The organism is Novipirellula caenicola (genome assembly GCF_039545035.1).
Lineage (GTDB): Bacteria > Planctomycetota > Planctomycetia > Pirellulales > Pirellulaceae > Novipirellula > Novipirellula caenicola.
Map to the genome: position 1 here is coordinate 529,514 of NZ_BAABRO010000005.1, position 17,097 is coordinate 546,610.

At 55.5% G+C, this 17,097-nt stretch carries 11 protein-coding genes; 8 read left to right on the top strand and 3 right to left on the bottom strand.

Translation table 11 applies throughout. The annotated features are described in order from the left end of the window. Nucleotides 1–91: 91 nt before the first annotated feature. Nucleotides 92–2,671 carry an ATP-dependent Clp protease ATP-binding subunit gene (locus ABEA92_RS13655; RefSeq protein ID WP_345684387.1) on the top strand — a complete coding sequence of 860 codons (2,580 nt, stop codon included), beginning with the start codon at nucleotides 92–94 and terminating at the stop codon, nucleotides 2,669–2,671. Between the two features lie 396 nt (nucleotides 2,672–3,067). Here ABEA92_RS13655 and ABEA92_RS13660 read toward each other — a convergent pair whose 3' ends face one another. Beyond that, a complete protein-coding gene (locus ABEA92_RS13660; protein WP_345684388.1) occupies nucleotides 3,068–4,126 on the bottom strand; it encodes a ThiF family adenylyltransferase in 1,059 nt (352 codons plus the stop codon). Nucleotides 4,127–4,346: 220 nt separating this feature from the next. On the opposite strand from ABEA92_RS13660, the gene ccsA reads away from it, so the two are divergent. Then, nucleotides 4,347–5,321, top strand: coding sequence for a cytochrome c biogenesis protein CcsA (ccsA, locus tag ABEA92_RS13665; RefSeq protein WP_345684389.1), 975 nt, complete (start codon nucleotides 4,347–4,349; stop codon nucleotides 5,319–5,321). Beyond that, a complete protein-coding gene (hemA, locus tag ABEA92_RS13670) occupies nucleotides 5,318–6,601 on the top strand; it encodes a glutamyl-tRNA reductase (RefSeq protein WP_345684390.1) in 1,284 nt (427 codons plus the stop codon). Before ccsA ends, hemA begins: the two co-directional genes overlap by 4 nt. A 477-nt stretch (nucleotides 6,602–7,078) precedes the next feature. Here the strand turns inward: hemA and scpB are convergent, their stop codons facing one another. Beyond that, complete coding sequence (gene scpB / locus ABEA92_RS13675) at nucleotides 7,079–8,308, bottom strand: SMC-Scp complex subunit ScpB (protein WP_345684391.1); 1,230 nt, start codon at nucleotides 8,306–8,308, stop codon at nucleotides 7,079–7,081. Between the two features lie 250 nt (nucleotides 8,309–8,558). Here scpB and ABEA92_RS13680 point away from each other — a divergent pair, with 250 nt between their 5' ends. The 3 genes from ABEA92_RS13680 to ABEA92_RS13690 all read left to right on the top strand — a co-directional run bounded on the left by ABEA92_RS13680 (nucleotide 8,559) and on the right by ABEA92_RS13690 (nucleotide 11,727). Continuing rightward, nucleotides 8,559–9,260: a hypothetical protein gene (locus ABEA92_RS13680; protein WP_345684392.1), complete on the top strand. Its 702-nt coding sequence runs from the start codon at nucleotides 8,559–8,561 to the stop codon at nucleotides 9,258–9,260. Beyond that, nucleotides 9,257–10,444, top strand: a complete 1,188-nt coding sequence (locus ABEA92_RS13685) for a cysteine desulfurase family protein (protein ID WP_345684393.1) — start codon at nucleotides 9,257–9,259, stop codon at nucleotides 10,442–10,444. The genes ABEA92_RS13680 and ABEA92_RS13685 overlap by 4 nt, the downstream gene beginning before the upstream one ends. Nucleotides 10,445–10,596: 152 nt before the next feature. Continuing rightward, nucleotides 10,597–11,727: a helix-turn-helix domain-containing protein gene (locus ABEA92_RS13690; RefSeq protein ID WP_345684394.1), complete on the top strand. Its 1,131-nt coding sequence runs from the start codon at nucleotides 10,597–10,599 to the stop codon at nucleotides 11,725–11,727. Between the two features lie 25 nt (nucleotides 11,728–11,752). On the opposite strand, the gene corA is transcribed toward ABEA92_RS13690, so the two are convergent. Beyond that, nucleotides 11,753–12,772, bottom strand: a complete 1,020-nt coding sequence (gene corA, locus ABEA92_RS13695; RefSeq protein WP_345684395.1) for a magnesium/cobalt transporter CorA — start codon at nucleotides 12,770–12,772, stop codon at nucleotides 11,753–11,755. A 177-nt stretch (nucleotides 12,773–12,949) separates the two neighbouring features. On the opposite strand from corA, the gene ABEA92_RS13700 reads away from it, so the two are divergent. Both ABEA92_RS13700 and ABEA92_RS13705 read left to right on the top strand, forming a co-directional pair. Then, entirely contained in the window at nucleotides 12,950–14,491 is a 1,542-nt protein-coding gene (locus ABEA92_RS13700) for an arylsulfatase (RefSeq protein ID WP_345684396.1), read from the top strand. A gap of 348 nt (nucleotides 14,492–14,839) precedes the next feature. Continuing rightward, nucleotides 14,840–16,810 carry a glycoside hydrolase family 97 protein gene (locus tag ABEA92_RS13705; protein ID WP_345684397.1) on the top strand — a complete coding sequence of 657 codons (1,971 nt, stop codon included), beginning with the start codon at nucleotides 14,840–14,842 and terminating at the stop codon, nucleotides 16,808–16,810. The last annotated feature ends 287 nt before the right edge of the window (nucleotides 16,811–17,097 follow it).

Below are 17,097 nucleotides of genomic sequence, written 5' to 3' on the forward strand. Positions count from 1 at the left end.
ATCAAGTGCGAAAGTGGCGTACGGTTTGCTTAACTGACTCATTGCGAAATGTATCGCCAGTTTGACAGCCTGGGTAAACGAGATAATAGATATGTACGAACGCTTTACCGACCGCGCCCGAAAAGTCATGCAATTGGCTAATCAGGAAGCACAGCGGTTTAACCACGAATACATCGGCACCGAGCACATTTTGTTGGGCTTGGTCAAAGAGGGCAGTGGTGTTGCCGCCAATGTGCTAAAGAACCTCGAAGTCGATTTGCGAAAAATCCGACTCGAAGTCGAAAAACTTGTCCAAAGCGGTCCTGAGATGGTCACCGTCGGCAAGTTGCCACAGACGCCGCGTGCCAAGAAAGTCATCGAGTACTCGATGGAAGAAGCACGCAATTTGAACCACAGCTACGTCGGGACCGAGCACATTTTGCTGGGACTGCTGCGTGAGCAAGAAGGCGTTGCCGCTCAGGTTCTGATGAACTTGGGACTGAAGCTCGAAGACGTTCGCGAAGAGGTCTTGAATCTTTTGGGCCACGGGCTCGAAGGTGCCGAGGTTGGCGAACGTGGTGGCCGCAGCGGCGATGGCGAAAGCAGCGGCGGATCATCCGGCAAAAGCAGCAAGAGCAAGACGCCGGCATTGGACAGCTTTGGTCGCGATTTGACCGAGTTGGCCAAGAAGGGCGAATTGGATCCGGTGATCGGACGTGAACGAGAAATCGAACGTGCGATCCAAATCCTTTGCCGCCGTACCAAGAACAACCCCGTGCTGTTGGGTGAAGCAGGCGTTGGTAAGACCGCGATCATCGAAGGCTTTGCCCAGAAGGTGATCGAAGGCGAAGTGCCTGAGATTTTGGCCGAGAAGCGAATCGTGGTTTTGGACTTGGCGATGATGGTCGCGGGAACAAAATACCGCGGTCAATTCGAAGAGCGAATCAAGGCGGTCATGACCGAAGTTCGCCGCGTCAAGAACACGATCCTGTTCATCGACGAACTGCACACCTTGGTGGGAGCCGGGGGTGCGGAAGGTGCAATCGATGCTGCCAACGTTTTGAAGCCCGCACTCGCTCGGGGTGAAATCCAGTGCATCGGTGCGACGACCTTGGACGAGTACCGCAAGTACATCGAAAAGGACAATGCACTCGCACGACGTTTCCAAGAAATCATCGTCGAGCCAACGGGCAAGACCGAAACGATCGCGATCCTAAAAGGACTCCGCGAACGTTACGAAGAACATCACCGTGTTCAATTCACCGACGACGCGATCGTTGCCGCCGTTGAGATGAGCGAACGCTACATCACCGCACGCTGCTTGCCCGACAAGGCAATCGACGTGATCGATGAAGCAGGGGCTCGGGTCCGACTTCGCACGATGACTCGTCCACCGGATTTGAAGGAAATCGACGAAGAAGTCGAAAAGCTGAACAAGGAAAAAGAGGACGCGGTCGCGAACCAAGACTTCGAAAAAGCCGCCAATCTGCGTGATCAGGCTGAAAAACTTCGTAAGAAGAAAGACCAGATCACTGCCGAATGGCGTCAAAAGAGTCAGCAGACCGACGGTGTTGTCGACGAGGAAGTGATCGCCGAAGTGGTCAGCAAGATGACGGGTATTCCGTTGACACGTTTGTCGACCGAAGACAGTCTGCGGCTGATGAAGATGGAAGAAGAACTGCACAAGCGAGTTGTTAGCCAAGAGCAAGCCGTTACCGCGGTAGCCAAGGCGGTACGACGTAGCCGCAGCGGTTTGAAAGATCCACGGCGTCCGACCGGATCGTTCATTTTCGCTGGTCCGACCGGGGTTGGTAAAACGTTGCTTGCCAAGGCATTGGCCGAATACATGTTCGGTGACGCCGAAGCGCTCGTGCACATCGACATGAGCGAGTACATGGAAAAGCACAACGTCAGCCGTTTGATTGGTGCCCCTCCGGGATTTGTCGGCTACGAAGAAGGCGGTCAATTGACCGAAAAAATTCGTCGTCGTCCGTACGCAGTGGTCTTGTTCGACGAAATCGAAAAGGCTCACCCTGACGTGTTCAACATGATGTTGCAGGTGATGGAAGAAGGTCGTCTGACCGACTCGTTCGGTCGTAACATCGACTTCCGTAACACGATCCTGATCATGACCACCAACGCGGGTGCCGAAGCGATCAAGAACGAGTCATCGTTTGGTTTCCAAAAACCGGACGGAGACGCCAGTTACGATTCGATGAAGAGCCGAGTGATGGATCAGATCGAACGCGTTTTCCGACCCGAGTTCTTGAACCGGTTGGACGACACGATCATCTTCCGCCACTTGACCAAGGAAGACCTCAAATCGGTGATCGATTACGAATTGTCCAAGGTTCGCGAACGCTTGCTCGAACGCGGCTTGGCGATCGTATTGACCGACGAAGCGAAAGAGTTCCTGGTCAAGAAGGGCAGCAACCTCGATTACGGTGCACGTCCGCTCCGCCGAGCGATCGAACAACGTATCGAAGATCCGCTCAGCGAAGAGCTGCTGCAAGGCACCTTCGAAGGCAAGGACACGATCGTGATCGACGCGTTCAAGGACAGCGACGGCAAAGTGACTCGTCTCGATTTCAAAGGCGAGAAACGCGGATTGCCTGAGCAAAGCGAAACGGTCAGCGCCGGAGTTGGCGAAGACAAAGGTGACAGCGAAAAATCCGAAGGCAACGATTCCTAGTCATTGCTAAGAATTCGTGAGCATCGAGATCAAAGGGCAGAAGTGAAAGCTTCTGCCCTTTTTTCGTCGCTTCACCATCGTAGCGAAACTCGCAAGGAGTTGCGGTCGGCGTTGACGTAACCAAACTCGCGAAGAGTTTCCGCCGGCGTCGACGTAGCGGAACTCGTCAAGAGTTTCTGCCGGCGTTGACGTAGCGGAACTCGTCAAGAGTTTCGACTGGCGTTGACGTAGCGAAACTCGTCAACGGCTTGTTGATTTAGTGAAGGTTCTTGCGGCAAAGGGTGTAGGATAGACTTTCTAGTCCGTCAATGGCGCATTCGAGGGACTAGGAAGTCCATCGTACGACTAAAACAACAAGCCGCCCGCGACTTCCGCTACGGGGGACGACGCGACTTATCAACCGCCGACGAAGCGATCGTACAGCGTTCGCGCTCGGCTGGCGTCTTCGGTACCATCGATCACGGCGCGGCCATCAGCGAACAGCGTCAGCCTGAGTTCGGCTTGATTCGCTTGAGCTGGGATCGTCAAGCGAACGAAAAACGGATTCGACTGGACGTCGCCTTGTCCCTGCCATCGCTGGGCGACCTGTTTCAGTGCGATCTTGGCCGATGTCGCTGGCGTGATCTGCACCGCGTCGCGTCCACAAATCTCCATGACCGCGCCCGACCGATCATGATCGGCGTCCAGGTAATCGTATTGGTGCTGGGCACAACCGCGACATGATTCACTTAAACCGGGATCGAGTTGCAGGGCTCGGAACCGGTTTCGCCACAGGTCAAACGACCACACCTCGGCGTGCACTGCATCACGGTTCCCCGACAACCATTTGATTGCTTCGAGGCACTGCAAACTGGCGATCATGTGCGTCGCCGCACCGAGCACTCCGGCGGTGTCGCAGGTGGGCACCGATGCGGCTGGCGGCGGTTCAGGGATCAGACAGCGGAAACAGGGGGATCCCAAACCATCGAACAAACAAACTTGGCCGCTCGCTCCAATGCATCCGCCATGCACCCAAGCGGTTTTGTGTTTCAGTGACCAATCGTTCAGCAGGAAGCGGATCGCAAAGTTGTCGGCAGCATCGATCACCAAATCGGACCCTTCGAGCACGTCGGTGATATTGGCAGCGGTGACGTCGATCACAAGCGGTTCGATTTGGATCGAGCGGTTGATTTGAGCGATCCGCTCGCTTGCCGCCTGCACTTTGGCGCGGCCATTTGCCGCATCGTTCTCGTCAAACAGTGCTTGCCGCTGCAGGTTGGTCCATTCCACCAAATCGCGATCGATCAATCGCAATCGTCCCACCCCGGCGCGGGCCAAGATCTCTGCAGCCACGCTGCCAAGCGCTCCACAGCCGAGAATGGTGACCGCCGATTGTTCGATCCGCGATTGGCCGTCCGCACCGATCGGCGCATATTGGATTTGGCGAGCGTAGCGATTGTGATGGGTATCGTGCATCGTGGTTTCGTAGCTTCAAGGTGATGCCAAGCTGACAAATTTTGGCAAGTGTGTAGGATGGTTGCTGGAAAAGCGTTGTAAATTCCGCTGTGACGCAGCACAGTCTGCGGTTGTGGGTCCCCCCCTGTTTGTTGCGGCCGTTGCAGTAGCCCGTCGCTGTGGCCGGCCGCGGTGTCCCCCGTCGAGCGTCACAGTCCCCCAAGCCCCAAAAACCTCCACGATGCTCGCTATTCTTAGCAAGATTACCGTGACTTGTTTCTTTGCGAGCTACATCGTTGTGCTCGTCTTGGAACTACTCCGTCTGCTAGGCAAGATACCTGGCCGCGGCCTGCTCGTCATCGTGATGATGTCGCTGGGGCTGTTCGCGCACACCACTTACTTGGTGCTGCGAACGATGGATGTGGTCGGTCGAGGGGACCGTGGGCTGATGGCAAGCTGGTCGGAATGGTCCTTGTTATTGGCGCTTGGGATGGCCATATGCTTTTTGATTTTCTATTTGCGGCGTCCCGATACGATCATCAGTTTTTACTTTTTGCCGGTGATCCTTGGTTTGATCGGATTGTCGGTGGCGGTTCGGCCGATGGCTCCATTTTCGCGTAGCGAGGCGGCCGAGGTTTGGTTGAGCGTTCACGCATTTGCGATGGCCACCGGTGCCGGTGCCGTCCTGATTGGGTTTCTGGCCGGCGTGATGTACTTGGCTCAATCATCGCGGCTGAAGCGAAAACGAGCTGGTTCGACGTTGCGATTGCCGACGCTCGAAACGCTGGCCCGATTGAACCGCCGCTGTTTGATTGTCAGCACGACCGCGGTTGCGATTGGCGTGGTGGCCGGCGTGGTCATGAATTTGAATCGTTGGGGACACGTCGGATGGACCGAGGGAGGGACCCTGCTGAGTTTTCTACTACTGTTATGGTTGATCGTGGCTACGTGTGTCGAGTTTTTCTATGCCCCGGCGAGCCAAGGTCGCAAGGCGATCTATCTAACCTTGGCCAGCCTTGGCTTTTTGGTGCTCGCCTTCTTTGGGGTGCTGACGTCATCTCACGGCAGCGGCGAGACGCCTGATGCAAAAACGCCCGAGGCAAGAACGTCCGAGGCAGAACAGCGTGATGCGATCGTGATGACCGCCCAACTGCCGAGTTCGATGGGGCAATTGCCGAGTCCAAAGGGGCAGCGTCCTGAGGGGCAGCGATCATGAAATTACAAATGATTGGTTGCAGCCATCATGATGCTGCCGTCGAATTTCGCGAGCGAATTTCCTTTACCGCCGACCAGGTGGGCACAGCGCTACGCGATTTTCGCAAGCGTTTTCCGGCCGCCGAGGTGGTGCTGCTAAGCACGTGTAACCGTGTCGAGCTGTACGCATCGACCAACGATGATTCGCTCGGTTTGGATCGCGATGCCGTCGCCGATTTCTTGGCGGGGCAACACCATTTGTCGGCCGACGAAGTCATCCATCACATGATCTACCGGACTGGTCCCGAAGCGGTCGAGCATCTGTTTACCGTTGCGGCAAGTCTCGACAGCATGGTGTTGGGAGAGGCTCAGATTTTGTCGCAAGTCAAACAGGCCTACGACTTGGCATGCAACAGTGGATCGGCGGGGCCGCTAACGCATGCGGTTTTTCAAGCCGCCAACCGAACGGCAAAACGAGTTCAACAAGAGACGTCGATTCATCGTCGCCGCGTCAGCGTGCCGAGCGTGGCGGTGGGTGAAGTGGTTCCGGAGGTCTTTGATTCGCTGCAGGACAAACAGATCGTCGTTTGCGGCGCCGGAGAGATGGGCGAAGAAACGTTGCCTTATCTGATCCAAGCCGGCGCGACCAAGATCACGATCATCAATCGCAGCTCGCAGCGAGCCAAGGAATTAGCCAGCCGGTTCGGCGCCAAAACCGCGCCCTGGGAATCGTTGACCGAGAAACTGATCGAAGCCGATTTGTTGATCGGCACCACCAGTGCTGCTGATCCAATCGTCGACCGAACGATGTTCGAATCGATCCGCAGCAAGCGACAAGGCCGGGTGTTGTTGATCTTGGACTTGGCCGTGCCTCGCGATTTCGATCCCGCCTTAGGAGATTTTCCAAACGTTTATCTGTACCAGATCGATGATTTGAAAGCGGCCTGCGAACGCAATCGACGTGAGCGAGAGAAAGAGTATCCCAAGGCTCAGCAAATCATCGCAGACGAAACCGAACGATTAATTCTGGCGGTCAACCATCGGTCGACGGGGCCGGTGATTCGCCGTCTGCGTGAAAACGCCGCAGGTATCAAACAGGAAGAGCTGAAGCGGTTAAAGAACAAGCTCGAGCAGTTAAACGTCGACGCTTCGGTGATTCAAGAGATCGACAAATCGTTCGATCGCTTGACCAACAAATTGCTCCATCCGCCGCTGTCGTCGGTCCGCGATGACGCCGCCGAAGGGCACCAACGCGGGCTGCTCGAAGCACTGCGTCACCTGTTCAATTTAGGTGACGAGTAACCGCGAGCAATCATCATCATTACTCAGCGAATGAGTTTTGAAGTTGCGATTTTAGACGTTCTTCGGGCCAAAGGCCCAGCAATTTGCCTAGCCTGGCCCAACGGGCCAGGTTTTCGATGCAAAGAAACCTAAGGGCCAAAGGCCCGGCCATTTGCTTGCCGCCCTCATTAAGTCCCAGTAAACGGCCGGACCGTTGGCCCTACAATTCATTGGTTTTCTTGGTCCCAGCCCGTTGGGCTGGGCTAGGTAAACGTCCGGGGCTTTGCCCCTAAATACAAACCCGCAGCTTCAAAACGCGTGAGCGAGGGACCGAGTCAAGATAAAGATTCCCTCGCTAACGCGTCGGATTAGGATTTTTCTAAGCCGGACGCTCGCTTGAGAAATTCCTCGGACTCGAGGCCGAGGTGAGCGAAAATTGTCGCTCAGCGACAGCAACTATCGCGACTGAAAAACGCTGCGAGTGGTCGAGAACGGCGACTAGGTCCAATCCTCGTCGTCGTCATCTTCATCGTCCCAGTCGTCGTCATCATCGTCGTCCTCGTCCCAGTCCTCGTCTTCTTCGTCGTCGTCGACTTCTTCCCAGTCGGCGTTTTCATCGTCGACGTCGTCCTCGTCTTCGTCGAGGTCGTCTTCATCAAGATCATCATCATCGTCGTCGAGATCGTCGTCGTCTTCGTCGAGGTCATCATCGTCCTCGTCCCAATCGTCATCGACGTCGTCGTCATCCTCGTCATCGTCGTCGCCATACAATTCGTCTTCTTCGTCCTCGATGATCGACTGCGGGTCGTCGACGATTTCTGGATTGGGATCAAACGAGTTTTCAGCGGGACCGAGGGCGACCAGAACTTCTGAATCGGCTTCGGAGAGAACCGATGCTACGGCGGTGCTCACGACAGACTCCTTCGTGGATGAAAAATTATCGTTAGGGGACGGATCTAGGGAGGTTGAATCGAGGGTTTCTTGGGCTTCGTTTTCAGCAGCGGGATCGGGTTGGGCGTCTTGTAGAATTTGCCACTGGATCGGAGGCAAGCTGTCAGTGTTTGCTAATCCGAAAAGTTGTAAGAAACGTTTGGTGGTTCCGTAAAGATACGGTCGGCCTAATTCTTCGCTACGGCCTGCTATGCGTACTAAGTCCTTTTCCATCAACTGTCGCAACAAATCGCCGCAAGCCACACCGCGAATCGCTTCGATGTCCGCTCGTGAAACCGGTTGACGGTAGGCGACGACCGCAAGCGTTTCCATCATCGGCGTCGACAGCCGCATGGCTAAAGGCAAATGTCCAAGTCGAGTTAACCAAGGGGAAAGTGCCGCTCGGGTCATCAGACGATAACCACCCGCAATCAGTTCCACTCGGAACGCTCGTCCATAGGTTTCGTACGTACTATTGAGGTCGCGGACAAGTGTACGGGCCTCAGTTGCATCCGCCAAGTGAGCCAATTGGGCAAGTTTTCGAAGCGAAATTGGCGATTTGGAGAGAAACAGCACCGCTTCGGCCCGTTTCCGTTTCTTCTCGACACTATCATCCGAGGGGTGAGGCCGAACTGGTTCGTCATCGTTGGCCGATTCGTCTTCGAGCGTCTGATCGGGATCCCGCCCCGCTAACACGCTGTAGGGTCGCGATAACCGAGTATTTGTCACCGACATGAGTGCCAAGTGACCTCGATCACGCGAACTTCGCAGCGTTAAGATGGATGGGGTACGTTTCATCGCTTTACGTGTCAGGATGGTAAGATATCAATCACGATTTGCGAAGAATTGCGGCGAATTCCGCTCGCTACGAAACGCATATACTGTTTGACAATCGTTCGTATCCTTTCGATTCTTCACTTTTTCCGCAACATCTTTCATCTAGGCTCCCTTGTCTACCACGGCATCAACGTCATCGCCCGCTTCGTCAGCCGGCTCCGAACCACGAAGGCTCCGAAAACAGCGAGGTTCGCTGAAACGATGGGTCATCGTGATCGGCACGATTCTCGTCTCCTTGTTCGTCCTGCTATTTGTTCGCACCCAAGGTTACGTCAGTGGTCGGGAAATTTCGCCCGACACCTTTGTCATGCGAGATTTCCAGTTCTATGAAATCCCGATGGTTCATTTGCAGATCACTCCGATCCGCCGCACCGCATCGACGCCAAAAACCGCAATCTACCTGCGTCAGAAAAAACTAATCGTCGATCCCTCGACCTCGTCCGGACGCTGGGATCTGGTCCGCATCACGCGAGGCTTCACGGGCGCTACCCCAATGGATGGTCAACTATTGGTCGATCAGTTGTCGCTCGAGCACCAAGGTAACGAATATTGGCGGCAATGGAGTATCGATCACCCTGCCCACGCCAAAGTATTTTGGCCGGTAATCCAGCGGTTGGCCGATCGCGAACTCTATCTACTTATGCCCCCCCTATTTGAACTGGCCCAACGAAAGCAAACCGCTGCCGAGTTAACCACGCAAATCAACCAATTGCTTGTCCTTCAGTACCGAGATTTGATCCTCGACATGCGATCGGCCGATCGCAGCGAATTGGCCGCCGGATTGCTGAAGGAAGCATTGATGGATTTTCCGGAATCCAACGAGTTAAAGGCGTTGTCGCAGCCCGACGTCGCCGCAGACAACCAAGCCAGCTTGCCTGCGGTGGCAAGTGTTAGCGAATTGAGTGCCAAGTGATCTATCTGGATAACAATGCGACGACCGAGATCGATCCTCGCGTCGTGGATGTGATGATCGACGTGCTCCGCAGCGGTCCCTGCAACGCATCGAGCCAACATGCGGTCGGTCGTGCCGCACGGCTGCGAATCGACGAAGCCATCGACGTGATCGGTTCGGCGATCGATTCGCCCTTGGATCAACCAGGCGGCCCGAGGTTGATTTTCACTAGCGGCGGGACCGAATCGAACAATCTCGCCCTCACCGGACTTGCCGATCCCGACGCCCCGATTGTGCTTAGCCGGATCGAACACCCCAGCGTGATTGCGGTCGCGGAGCAGCTGGCCGCTCGAGGACGCGAAATCCGCTGGTTGGATGTCGACCACGCCGGGGTTGCCAAAATTGATCTGCTGCCCGATTTGATCCAAGCTGGCAATCGACCCGCCGGGTTGGTGTCGTTGATGTCCGCCAACAACGAAACCGGGGTGGTCCAGCCCATCGAACAGGCGGCTCAGTTTTGCCGCGATCTTGGTGTGACGTTCCATGTCGACGCGACGCAGTCGATCGGAAAGCTGCCGATCTCGTTTCGCACACTCGGTGCTTCGGCGGTCACTTTGTCGGCTCACAAATTCCACGGCCCCACCGGGATCGGCGGGTTGTGGATCGATGGCGGTGTCAAACTGCGGCCTCTGCTGCATGGAGGCGAACAGCAACTCGAAAGCCGGCCGGGGACCGAGCCGGTGCCGCTGATTTGTGGGATGGCAACCGCACTGCAATTGGCGACAAGCGAGTTGGCCCAATCCCAGCTCCAGATGAGCTCCCTTCGTGATCGTCTCGAACACGGTTTGCGATCGGCTCACCCCGATTTGGTCGTGCACGGCAGCTTGCCCGACCATGGCGATCGGTCATTGGTCCCGCGGCTTCCCAACACCACCTGTCTGTCGTTTTTGGGAGCGGATCGACAATCGATGTTGATGGCATTGGACATGGCCGGGGTCGCATGCAGCAGTGGATCGGCGTGCAGCAGCGGCAGCAGCCCCCCCAGCCATGTGCTGTTAGCGATGGGATTACCCGCAGAACAGGTGCAATCGGCATTGAGGTTCGGGGTGTCAAAGTTTTCCACGGAGAAAAAAATCGACGACGCAATTGAGCGTATCTCAAGGTGCTATAAGCGTTTAAGGCAGAATAGGGCTGTGGAAAACTGAAGATTTTTCCCCTCGTTATCCATTTTGGATTCGGTATAATCCCGCTGGTTTGCAGGATGTTCTGCGTCGCCGCACGCAGAACGGTGTAGGTGTCGAATTCCTATTCCTAACCTTCCTACGACGCGGCGACGTGGGATCACGACCTTGCTGTTTTGTCATCTGTAACGCTGACAGCCGAGCCCGATCTGAAGCGTCCTCCCGTGGAGAGCGAAGTTTTCGCATTTCCGCTGGAACGTCCGCCGCTAAAGGTGCGCCGTCGTGAATCTGCGGTTAACCCGATCCTGCTGCCCTACTTCATCGCAGGGCCCGAGAATCGCTTAGCCGCCTTTGTCGCTCGCCAAGAAACCTCGGTGTTCGAACTCGGTAACCCGATTTTGTTGGTCGGTCCGAGCGGTTCCGGCAAAACCGCGTTGGCGCTTCACGTTTCGGTGCGTCATGCGAACAAGCTGGGGTACATCGACGCCAGCGGCGTGCAGCATCTTCCGGCGATCGAATTTGCTCGCCGGTTTGCCGAAGCGGTCGCTGCGGATGACTTGCAGCATCTGCGACAAGAAATCGATGATGTTCCGGTGTTGATCATTGATGACCTGCACTTGATCACCAGCAAACCAGCCGCTCAAGAAGAATTGGCTCAGCGGATCGAAGCACGCAGTGAGTTGCAACAGCCTACGGTGTTGACGTGTCGCCGGCTGCCCACCGAGGTGCGTGGATTGCGACCGTCGCTGGTGAGTCGTTCACTGCCCGGTTTGACGATCGCGATCAGTTGTCCGGTGGGTCGGACACGAACGATGTTGTTGACCGAGTTGGCGCTGCAGTTAGGTCTCGAGCTCGATGCTCCGCTGATTCAGATGCTCGACGACGGGCTCGATCCATCGCTGCCCGTTCGTGCGCTGTCGGCCGCGGTTCGCCAAGTCGATCTGTGGTGCCGGATGAATCAATCGTCGCCTTGTTGCGAAGCGATTGCCTCGGCGATCCAGTCGGCGGCACCCGACGAGGAAATCCCGCTTAACAAAATCACCAACACCGTTGCACGCTACTTTCGTTTGAAGGCGAAGGATCTGCGTAGCAGTTCACGCAAACAACACATCGTCCGCGCTCGATCGCTGGCGATGTGGTTGGCACGCCGAGTCACGTCCAAAAGTGTGACTCACATCGGTGAACACTTTGGTGGTCGTGACCATTCGACCGTCCTGCACGCGATCCGCAAAACCGAATCGCTATTGCACGACGACGCGGAATTGCGATTGGCGTCCGAAGAGCTTGCCGACAAGCTTGGCTGCTAATTCGAGGTCGAATACGATTCGAGGTCTAAAACCAACCGAGCCGTCGGAACCATCGATACAACAAAACACAGGACACGATCATCAGAGACAAGATGAACGGATAGCCCCACGTCCATTCGGTTTCAGGCATGTGTTTGAAGTTCATCCCGTACAATCCTGCGATCATGGTGGGAACCGCAAGGATCGCCGCCCAACCCGCTAACCGTTTCATGTCATCGTTCTGAGCGACCGAGATCAACGCGAGATTGCTTTCCAGCGCGGTGTGCGAAAGTTGTTGCAGATTGTCAATCAACTCGGCAATGCGGCTGACGTGGTCGTGAACATCTTGAAAGTAGGGCCGCGTGTCCGCAGGGATCAGATCGGAATCCATTCGTGTTAGGTGCGCCGACACATCACTGAGCGGGGTGACCGCTTGTTTTAGCGCCAGCAGATCTCGCCGAAGATGGTAGATCCGAGACGTCACACTGCGGACAAATTGTCCGCTGAAGATATGGTCTTCGAGTTCCTCGAGCTCGGCTTCCAACGCATCGACCACTGGGAAATACTGGTCGACAATAAAGTCCATCAACGCGTGCAGCACAAAACCTTCGCCCTTGGCCAACAAATTCGGCGTCGATTCGCAGCGCGCCCGCAGTCCCACGTGAGACGTCAACGAACCATGCCGCACGGTGATGATGTAACGGGGGCCGAGAAACACATGGGTTTCACCAAATTCGATCCGGTGATCCCCCCGTTCGCATAGCCGCGCGGTTCGCATGACCACAAACAGTGAATCGTCATAGACTTCGAGCTTTGGACGTTGGTGGGCAGCATGGGCATCTTCGATCGCCAAGTCGTGCAGCCCGAATGCCTTTTGAATATGCGAGAGCACCTGCTCGTTCGGCTCGTACAATCCGACCCAAATGAAGCGGTTCGAATGGGTCCAGGCATCGCCGAGATCTGGGATCGGCACGTCGGCCACTCGCACCCCATTGTGATAGGCGGCCGAGTTGATCACGCACCGCTGCGGTGGGGATGATTCAGGGCGAGGGCTTCCGGGGCTCAAAACGACGTTCCTGTGCGATCCGCTTACAATGGCAGTCTAATCAACTACCATGATGGTAATGAAATAATGCGAAAACCCAGGTCATCGCATGATGACACTTTGTTTTCTGCAATATAGTGCCCAATCGATCCTTGCAAATCGTTTCGGTCCCTTTTCTCTACCAACCCCGCTGATCTGATGAACCGACTAATCTGCCTTGTTGCGACCGTGCTGCTCTCCGTGCTGAACCTTTCGAGTGACGTGCCGGCAGCATCGACCGATTCACCGAACGTGATCCTGATTTTCGCCGACGATCTTGGGCCGGGCATGATCGGATGTTATGGCCAACAAGTGATCGAAACACCGAACATCGATCGATTGGCGGCCGAGGGAATGAAGTTCAACAATTATTACGGCGGCGTCTATTGCGCCCCGGCGCGTTGGACGCTACTGACCGGAATGCACGACGGTCGCATCGGGGGTTGGGCACAAACCCGGCCGGGGCTTCCGATCCTGCGAGACGCTGGGAAGATCACCGAAGAAGAATATCAGAAGCGATTAGCGGCACTGAAATCCAACGCACATCCGATCGCAGAGGACGAGGTTTTCCTGGCACAAATCGCCCAGCAGGCTGGCTACAAAACCGCTCAGTTCGGCAAACTCGACCGTGGCTTTCTGACTTGGCACGAACAAGTGAAACGCTTCGGCTGGGATTTCTACGAAGGCTACTATGATCACCAGCGATGTCATGGTTTCTATCCGCCCTATCTGTGGCGGAATGGCGAACGATTCGAATTGCCTGGAAACACCCTCGCTGATTGTGGCAAGACGAGTGAAAAGGGAGATGAACCGGTCGGCTATGGCGGAGAAACCTATTCGCAAAATGTATTCATCAAAGGCATCTTGAAGTATCTGCGAGACCATCAAGAGGAACGTTTCTTCTTGTATCATCCCACCCAACTTCCGCACGGCCCGGTAGCGATCCCCGAATTGCACCCCGATTTTGCCGATCATCCGACGATGTCGCTTGCGGAAAAGAAGTACGCATCGATGGTCAAAATGCTTGACGATCACGTCGGGCTGATCATGAGCGAACTGAAACGATTGGGGCTCGATGAAAACACCGTCGTCGTGTTTACCTCGGACAATGGCCACGAACTTTATTACGGCCCCAAACCCGAATACAAACAACAGCGGTTGCCCAACGGAGAACCGACAAATTTGACGGATAAAAAATGGCGAACGTCCGAGGCCGGTGACGTGTTTGATGGTGCCGGAGGACGCGCTGGATTGAAACGCAGTGGTTATCAAGGCGGCATGCAATGCCCACTAATCGTGCGTTGGCCTGGCAAGGTCGCCGCGGGAAGCGAAACCGATCTACTGACCGCGCACTACGATTTCCTAGCGACGTTGGCGGATCTTCTCGGAGTCGAAAAACCGGCTGGCAAAGACGGTATCTCGTACCTGCCGACACTGCGAGGCGAACCCCAGACTCAGACGCATGACTATGTCATCGTCAACAACAGCTTTACTCAAATGGGCAGTTGTGCCTTGATCGCCGGCGACGGCATGAAGCTGGTGGAAGCTGACAGGAAAAAGGGGCTGTTTCAGCTTTACAACATTCTGCAAGACAACGAAGAACGCAATGATCTTGCCGCCCAATATCCAGAAAAGGTCGAGCAATTAAAAGCGATCCTAAAACAGCAGATCAACTCGCAGCGTCCCGACCTCGCCCCATAGTAGCGAAAGTCGCGGGCGGCTTGTTGTTTTAGTCGTACGATGGACTTCCTAGTCCGTCGAATCCACCATTGACGGACTAGCAAGTCCATCCTGCACCCCTTGCCGCAGGAACCTTCACCAAATCAACAAGCCATCAAGACTTTCGACACCCCACATTCCTCCGTAGCGGAAGCCGTCAAGACTTTCGTTCGTCCGCCGCTCCTCGTAGCGGAAGTCGTCAAGACTTTCGACCGTCCGCCGCTCCTCGTAGCGGAAGTCGTCAAGACTTTCGACCGTTCCCGCAGGTTACCCGGTACCTCACGGCCCACGGCTCACACGATCGATCACTCACGCTAGATCCTGCTTGATATGAAGCGATTCGCCCTTCCTCTGATCGTGGCTTGTTTTGCTCTGGTTGATTGTCATGCCGACGAGAACATGACCAGCCCCAATGGGAAGGTTGCGGCTTCCGTTTTCGTGACTCAAAGCGGTGGCCTGCGATATCGCGTGCAATTCAAAAACCAACAGGTCGTCGAGCCGTCGGTGCTTGGCATCACAGTGGACGGAGTGGATCTCGGAAACGGCGTGATGGTTGGTGACCCCAACACGAGCATGGTCGACGAGACGTACGACACTCGCGGCAATCACACGCAGGCACGGAACCATTACAAGGTTTTTAAATTCCCAGTCCACCACAAAGCAAGTGGTCGCAAATACTCGCTCGAGTTTCGGGTTTACGATGACGGCGTTGCCTACCGCTATGTCGTGCCAGCGGAAGCGCGGCCCAGCAAAACGGCTCAGCATGTTGATGGCGAAACTTCCAGCTGGAAGATGATGGACGGGGCCAAGGTCTGGTACTTCGAGCGTCTGGCAAAGAGGTGGAAGCTAAAGTCGTACGCCGGCGAATGGATGTCGACTGATATCAACCAACTTGAAACCGCAACACCGGCAAACGTCGGCCCAATCCAAGGCACGCCGTTGGTGTTTCAGTTACCGGGCAATCTCGGATATGCCGCAGTCACCAAGGCAGCGCTCTATAACTACAGTGGCATGCGTTTGAAGGCGGTTGGCGATCGGACCGTGGTGGCCAACTTTACCGAAGGCGACGCAGGCTTTGATGTCCACGGTACGATTGTTTCTCCTTGGCGAGTCACGATGCTGGCCGACGATTTAAACGAGTTGGTCAACAGCGACTTGATCACCAATTTGAATCCGGCTCCCGATCCCCAGCTCTTCGCGGACACCGGTTACATTCTACCTGGACGCAGTGTTTGGAGCTGGGAGACACTGGGACTGGATACGCCTGAGACGCAGCGAACATTCATCGATCTCGCCGCCGAAATGGGTTTTGAGTATTCGATGGTTGACGACGGTTGGAAGGACTGGGACTCGCCCTGGGAAACGGTTCGCTCGTTGTGCGAACATGGTCGCAGCCAAGGCGTCGGCGTGTGGTTGTGGGTGCATTCGCACGAAATCCATGATCCGTCAAATGACTATCGGCAGCTGCGGGACTACTTTGATCGGGTAACCGCCGTGGGGGCGGTCGGATTAAAGATCGACTTTATGGACAGCGAGGCAAAAGAGAAGATCGATTTTGAAATAGCGGTCTTGCGGAATGCGGCCCAGCGGAAGCTGTTAATCAATTTTCACGGCTGTCATGCGTCCACGGGCGAAGAACGCACCTACCCTAACGAACTGACACGTGAAGGCATCCGGGGGATCGAGGTCAATAAGCACAAGGAAGGTCCTTTGCCTGCGTCACATAACGCTGCGTTGCCGTTTACCCGATTCGTCGTGGGACATGCGGATTACACACCGATTCTGTACACCAGCCCTGGACCGACAACGTGGACGCATCAGCTAGCCACCTTGGTTGCCTTTGTCTCACCGCTGCAAGTCTATGCAGAGCATCCTGATGCGATGATGAAGGCCCCAATTTTGAAGCGGGCCTTTCCCGTCATGCAGTCCATTCCGACGGTCTGGGATCAGACGATCGTGCTTCCCGACAGCCGGATTGGTGACGTCGCGGCGATTGCCCGTCGCAGCGGTGACGATTGGTTCGTCGGTGTTTTGAATGGTGCCGGAGCTCGCGACTATGCACTCGATTTTGGGTTTTTGCCGTCCGGTACGTACGAAGCCGTGATTGTCAGTGACGACTTAGACGCAGAGCTGGTTGAACTCGCCAGCGTCGGTGTGAACATCAAGGCCAAACGAAAACAGTGGACCACTGCGGTACCATTTAAAGTTGATCGCAGTTCAGTGGATCGTTCTCAAAAATTCAAAGTCCCGCTTGCCAAAGGCGGCGGCCTCGTCGTGCAGCTGATTAAGCAACCGAACTAAGTTGAGGGCGTAGCGAAAGCCGCTAAGACGTTCGGCGATTCTCTCTCGATCGACCAAAATGCCGTGCTTTCCGAAATTGTTGACGGCTTGTTGATTCAATCCAAATGGAAATCGCAACGGCGAGCCGTGGGCCGTCAGGCACCGGGTAGTGCGTGGGACCCGGTCGCTGACGCGCGAGCGGCTCGCGAATTCAACAAGCCGTTGGCGACTTCCACTCTCGGGAACCAATGGTATCGCGTTTGCACCTGATTGTGGGAAGGTCTTTAGGTGTGACAAATCGGTACGGA

What these genes read in the sequence shown, in the direction of transcription:
- ABEA92_RS13655 (WP_345684387.1), top strand. Translation starts at nt 92, where the DNA reads ATGTACGAACGCTTTACCGACCGCGCCCGAAAAGTCATGCAATTGGCT.
- ABEA92_RS13660 (WP_345684388.1), bottom strand. Translation starts at nt 4,126, where the DNA reads ATGCACGATACCCATCACAATCGCTACGCTCGCCAAATCCAATATGCG.
- ccsA (WP_345684389.1), top strand. Translation starts at nt 4,347, where the DNA reads ATGCTCGCTATTCTTAGCAAGATTACCGTGACTTGTTTCTTTGCGAGC.
- hemA (WP_345684390.1), top strand. Translation starts at nt 5,318, where the DNA reads ATGAAATTACAAATGATTGGTTGCAGCCATCATGATGCTGCCGTCGAA.
- scpB (WP_345684391.1), bottom strand. Translation starts at nt 8,308, where the DNA reads ATGAAACGTACCCCATCCATCTTAACGCTGCGAAGTTCGCGTGATCGA.
- ABEA92_RS13700 (WP_345684396.1), top strand. Translation starts at nt 12,950, where the DNA reads ATGAACCGACTAATCTGCCTTGTTGCGACCGTGCTGCTCTCCGTGCTG.
- ABEA92_RS13705 (WP_345684397.1), top strand. Translation starts at nt 14,840, where the DNA reads ATGAAGCGATTCGCCCTTCCTCTGATCGTGGCTTGTTTTGCTCTGGTT.